The 6,226-nt window shown below is 42.0% G+C and carries 4 protein-coding genes; 1 reads left to right on the top strand and 3 read right to left on the bottom strand.

Going from position 1 to position 6,226, the window contains the following annotated elements; translation table 11 throughout:
- Positions 1-772 precede the first annotated feature (772 nt).
- From NG798_RS26535 to NG798_RS26525, 3 genes are all read right to left on the bottom strand, one after another.
- Complete coding sequence (locus NG798_RS26535; protein WP_261226731.1) at positions 773-1,144, bottom strand: hypothetical protein; 372 nt, start codon at positions 1,142-1,144, stop codon at positions 773-775.
- 340 nt (positions 1,145-1,484) lie between these two features.
- Entirely contained in the window at positions 1,485-3,371 is a 1,887-nt protein-coding gene (locus tag NG798_RS26530) for a DEAD/DEAH box helicase family protein (RefSeq protein WP_261226730.1), read from the bottom strand.
- 398 nt (positions 3,372-3,769) lie between these two features.
- Complete coding sequence (locus NG798_RS26525; RefSeq protein WP_261226729.1) at positions 3,770-5,314, bottom strand: hypothetical protein; 1,545 nt, start codon at positions 5,312-5,314, stop codon at positions 3,770-3,772.
- Positions 5,315-5,516: 202 nt separating this feature from the next.
- On the opposite strand from NG798_RS26525, the gene NG798_RS26520 reads away from it, so the two are divergent.
- The gene (locus NG798_RS26520) at positions 5,517-5,930 is read left to right on the top strand and encodes a hypothetical protein (RefSeq protein WP_261226728.1); all 414 of its coding nucleotides are present in this window, start codon (positions 5,517-5,519) and stop codon (positions 5,928-5,930) included.
- Positions 5,931-6,226 lie beyond the last annotated feature (296 nt).

Below are 6,226 nucleotides of genomic sequence, written 5' to 3'. Positions count from 1 at the left end.
CGGTGGCTGACGCTACCAGATTCAACTATGAGCGCGGTGGCACCGGCCTGCCAAAAATATCTACTATTTATAAGGTGATGCCGGCTTGCCAAAAATATCTACTATTTATAAGGTGATGTCGGTCTGTCTAAAACATCCAGAAACTAATCACCGGCACCGGGCTGCTAAAAAACTCAACTATTGGATATTGAACGGTGGCGCCGGCCTGTCTAAAATATCCGACTATTAAATGAAGACATCGGCCTGCCAAAAATATCTACTATTTATAAGGTGGCATCGGCCTGTTTAAAAGATTCAATTATTCAATATCGGCACCGGCCTCTTTAAAAGATCCAATTATTCAATATCGGCACCGGCGTCTTTAAAACATCCGGCCTTTCCTGGGAAGCACCGGCCTGTTTGAAATATCCGACCATTCAACACCGGCATCGGCCTGTTTGAAATATCCGACCATTCAACACCGGCACCGGCACCGGCCTGTTTTAAATATCAGACCATTCAACATCAGCACCGGCCTGCCAAAAATATCCGACTATTAAATGAAGACACCGGCCTATCTAAAATATCCAGAAACTAATCACCGGCACCGGCCTGTCAAAAATATCCGCTGATTTCAACACCGGCACCGGCCTGTTTTAAATATCAGACCATTCAACATCAGCAGCGGCCTGTCAAAAATATTATGGTTTAATTTTTCTGTGTCCCAACTCCCGACGACTCCCCCTTATTCCTTGTGTGGATATTATTTTTTCTGGTTTCCTAAAACAGCAAATCAACTATGGTTATTCATCGGCAACACAAAACGGACATTCTTATGATTAGTGGTACGCGATTGCCACTCTTCGTCTCGAAGAGTGGTTAATGGCCGGTGGCCGGTGGGACTGTACTCAATGCTGGTGGGTTGATGAGTCGGTGGAATATCTTTACTACCCAATAGTCGGTGGTTTGATGAGCCGATTATATGGCGGTTGTCACAGATAGATCGGGGGGTAGTCCGGTGGATTGTGGGGCCGGTTGAACCAAGGGGCCGGTTAAACCGAGGGGAAGCCGGTTGGATCGAGGGATTGGTATTGTCATCTCTGAGGGCCGGTTGGATCTCCGAGTCCTTGCTGATTCCCCCCACCGGGTTTGAGCAGTTTGTCACAGATTCCGTTACTGGATAAGTACCCAAAAGCCTGGTCTGTGACACCTAAATCTCTGGGGTGGTGTTGCTTGAATAGGGGGCCGATGGTTATGCGATTGTTAATCTGTTGATTGATGAGTCGGTTGGTTGATGGGCTGATTAGGTGGGGGCCGGTTTTAAAGAGGGTCGGTGGGTTTGGGATTATCGCCTCTGTGTCGGTGGCGGATACGACCGTTGGTATTGTTGCTGCTGGTTAATGACCGTCGGTTGATGATGCTGGTTAATGGCCGGTGAAGAGTAGAAGGATAGTCGATAACTGTAGATGAAAAGCTTACAGTAAGCGAGGATGCCGGCCAAAGAACTATATTAAATTCTCCTTTTTCGCCATATCAAACGCCCAATTAAGCATCTTCATTTTATCCAGTGCAACGTCTTCTGATAGCTCTGATGTGTCTGGGTGATATTGCATTGCTAATTTTCTATATGCTTGCTTAATAGTTGTCCAGTCTGCCGTTTGCTCTACTTCCAAAATCTCCCACCACTCCCGACGCTGAAGAGTCCCAATAGCAGCCTTCTTTGTCTTGTTTTTTCCAGTCTTATAAGAACGTCCTGGTCTGCCAAACTCAAGCTCTACATGAAATTTTATCCATCGGTCATGCTCTTTATTAGTGGGAGCAAACTTTATCAAATAATCTAGTAGTAGCTGCCGATTAAATTCTGTATCACTACCTTGGAAAATCGCGCCAATCAGCCAATCCCCAATTAAAATAGTGTTGTTAAATTTTGCTTTGAATGTCTCCCACAGTTTATCAGGAGGCTGAGATTTAGAAAAACGGGCTTTCCTTTGTGAACGACAGTATTTAACTTGCTCGTAAGTTTCCGAATCAAATAATTCACCAAACTCCGCCTCAAAATCAATCAAATTATCTTCTATATCCCCACCCTCAAATACATGACCACAAAACGGACATTCTCGAAGTATAGCCAAGACCGTATTACCGCAAGTTGGACATTCTTTATATGCTTCCGTCTCTGGCTTGGGTGGGGTGGGTTCTAATGTAATTTTCCAGTTTTTAGAAAGATAGCCGTGTCGTTGGATATTTTTACCAAAATCTAAAATTAAACAATCTTCTTTGCCAGGAAAACTGCGGATACCACGCCCACAGATTTGGACATATAAAGCACGAGATTTAGTAGCCCGCGCAAAAACAATAAAGCTGATTGATTTTACATCAAATCCTTCTGTTAGGCAACCAATAGAAGAAATACAACGAATTTCACCGGCTTCTAATTGGCGATAAATTTGACGACGTTCATCCACAGAAGTATTAGCATCTACATGACAGGTGGGAATACCGGCCTCATTCAATAATTTAGTTTGAATGCGAGATTGTTGAACACCGGCATTAAAAACGATACCAGTGCGACCTTCACAAAACTGTTGAATTTTCTCAACTGCCATTTCAGGGACATCTGAATTAATAAAAGCAGCTTCCATTTGACGACTTTTATAATCTCCATCACTACCAGTATCAAGTTGGGATAAATCAACGTAGCCACCCCAACCAAAATAACGGGGTCGCGCTAAATATCCGTGTTTGATTAACCATTTTATTGATGGCCCTAAAACAATTGAATCAAAATGTTGACCAAAATATTCGGTGCTAGATTTCAACCGCCAAGGCGATGCACTAAATCCTAGATGAATAGCTGTAGTGGTTGCTTCTTTAACTCGTTGATACTCTGTCCAAAATGCACAACTATGACACTCATCAATGATTACCATCCCGATATTTTCTAGCATCTCTCGCCGTTGTAGAGATTGAATGCCACAGATTTGTAAAGGTTTAGTCCGGTCTTCTTTATAGCCGGCTTTGATGACACCAATGGCATCCCCAGCTACCCCAAGCTCAATTAGAGTGTTAATCGTTTGCTCAACTAAAAAATCTCTATGAACGAGTAACATTGAGCGTCTGCCTTTACTAATAGCATCTTGTAAAATGCTAGAAAGCACTAATGTTTTACCGCAGCCGGTGGGGCCATATACTAAAATCCGTTTATGGCCTTCTCTTAACTGCTGGTAAATATCCCGTTTCATTTTGCCCTGGTAATCTCGTAAATTAAGCTTACGACTCGTTGGTAGAATTTGGGGAGGGATTTGTGGGGGAGAAGGAACTGCTATGGGGGTTGGTTGCAGTAGGTCAAATAAACTAAGCTGATGCCATTGTTCACTATGATTATCTGCCATGATTATTGGTTATATTTAGTGGGTCTGTTGTCAAAGCTTTCTGGTATTTATAAACAGAGGTGCTGGCTTTCCAGAGTTCTTATTGCCCCAAAGTACCCAATATCCCTTATCCCTTCCTCAATTATTAACCACAGGCTGGTGGGATATTAAGCTACTATTTTTTAAACTACCTAAAAACCTAATTTTTGCTATGGTTGTCACCCCAATCATTTCTCTATTTTATATGGAAAATTATAAAAATGCTAGTTTTTAGGTAGTTTTCACAGATAACTCAAGCACGATAATCTCCTACTCTAGGTGACCGATGACACATAGAGCGCGCTTTTGTTTTTTACCAATAAGAGACTACAGCTTTAGTAGTTGTCTAAAGCTTGAGTCTGGGATTATTGAGGAGATGTTTAGAAACCGATCGTTTCTTCAACCTCAGATTGTTCTTTTACCCACTCCCCATCAATGATCGGGTAATGGAGGTGTTCTCCATTCGGGGCAATGAAGGTGTACCATTTGTTAGCTGGAGGATCTGGTTTGATGTAAACTTTGCAATCTTTAATTATCTCTAAACCAACTTCCCCTGGGGGATATCCAACCATTCTTTGGAATTGATACAAGGGCCCTTCCAGTTGTTTCCATAATTCCACCGGCTCAGTTTCAATTACTAAACCCCCTGCATCCACCGGCTCCAAATATTCCAAAGGCTCGGTTTCATCTACCGGCTCAGTTTCAATTACTAACACTTCTGCATCCACCGGCTCAACATATTCTAAAGCCGAGCCTTTAGAAGCCGGCTCATCTGGTAAAAGTAGGACACTAGAAAACAGAGCATTAAGTGTTTTCTCAAACCGGCATTGACTATTGTGGCGGATCTGCATGAGGTGGGCTCTAGTATCTGATAATATCGAGCGTTCAATTTCTTGATTCATTGCTGTTATTTGTTGCCAGTAGTTTTTTAAACTACGAATCAATTTCAGGTTTTCTTCTGGAAATCCACTGTGGGTGCCGGTGAGTTGTTGGCTGGGTTCTAATTTTGGTGAGGCCGGTGGAACCGCATTTGTCGCTTGTAGAATTGAAACACTCGGTATGCAGTGATATTGTTCAGTTGTTTGTAAAAGATGCTTCCACTTGATTTTAAGAAGGCTATTGTCTTCTCCATCAAGTTTTGCTAATGTTTGAACACGATTTTTTACTCTCAGAACATCGTACATCGGCAGCGGGTAATATTTATCGTCAGCACCCTCTACAACAAACTCTTTAATAATCGCTTCTAACTCTGTAATTGGTATTTCATCTTCTACATCTGGAGTTATTAATTGGTGCGGTTCTATTTCCCACCAAAATAAGGTACTTTTACGGTTCGTTTTGAGCATCCTTACCTGTACTCGTCCTAAAGCATCTGGTTCTTCCATAACTTCCGCCACCCAATTTTTGTGCTTACCGTTTTTGGTGACGGTGACGAGTACGGTGGGTTGGAAGATGGCAATTTCTTTTGGGGTGGGTAGAGGGTTGAACCCCTTTCTTTCCCGTCTGACGAGTGTTTTGAGGGTGGAGATGGTAACACCGGCCACCTCAGAAATACTATTAATAAGTGTGACTGCTAATTCCTCGGAACCTTTGGCCAACGCTGCACACGCTTCTGTCCCTATTTGCAGCAACGCTTCTAATATTGTGGGGTTGAGAAGGCCCGTCCCATCAAGATTCCGTTTCAGTTCTGCCATCCCTAATTTTTGGTTGATTTCCTTGACAGCCAAGGGATATTGAGATTTGACGAGTTTGCTGAATCCTTTATCACCCAGCTTTTCTTTTAGATCCAGCAGAGGGTCGATAACGTCCAATTCTAACGCGGGCTGGTTGGTTGAAAGAAGCCGGTGGCATAACGGTAAGCTCTTTAAGGCTTCTGTGATCAGGGTTTGGGGTGTTCCCTTTGGAAATGCGATTGTTTGGTTCATAATGGTAAGTTGGTTCTTTGTGTAAAAGGCCAGTGCCCCTGCCAAAACGATTCTCAGTCAAAGTTGGCAGGGGTTTTTGACTTGGTTAAAACTTTAACACATTTAACACATTCAACACATTTAACACTTTTTGGGATTAATGCGTTAAAAAATTTAAAATATTTTACAATTGCTTAAACTATATATTTAGTACATTGAAACTATGACTACCCAAAAAAAGCGAGTCCAAGTATATATTGACGATATCGCGCACATCCTTGAGAAAGAGGCAAAGGCAGAGCGTCGGTCATTGGGCGCACAAGCGAGGTTACTCATTGATGAAGCCTTACACGCTAGAGGTTTATGGTCATTGCCGGCGCCTAGGAGCGCTAATCCTCAAACAATTGCTGAATTGGTAACCTTAAATTTTTACCGATTGATTACTAATACTCGTATTCCGCAAAATCGGTTGGTAGCGTATAGAGAGGGTGCAAAACCTACCGAAATAGATTTGGTAAGGATGGCTTACGCTCTCAATATGGATGAGGATACTTTAATTGAACTAGCAGAGCGTTCTTTTCCGCAGGACGAAAAAAACAACGATGAAAAAGAACCTATTACGCAGGAAGCTAAATAAATATTTTTATAATAAATGGGAAAAACTTATGTGAATAATAGATATAGCGGTTCTCTGCCTAATGAGGTACTAATTAAAGGTTAAATGTCTTACTTGGTCAATGTTTTTTGTACCTCACGAGTTCAGGAACCGCTATAAATCAAATCGAACAAATTGCAGGCAATCGTACTCTTTTTACAATCATTTATTTTTATATATACATTTTCATTGTATAATAATAAAAACCCCAAAGCATCTCAATTACCTAATAATGACCCGCTTTATCCACGATCAATTCGCCAAAGATTGCCTAGAAG

The sequence above is a fragment of the Ancylothrix sp. D3o genome (assembly GCF_025370775.1).
Lineage (GTDB): Bacteria > Cyanobacteriota > Cyanobacteriia > Cyanobacteriales > Oscillatoriaceae > Ancylothrix.
Note: the sequence above shows the minus strand (reverse complement) of the source record. Positions and strands in the feature narration are given on the sequence as shown.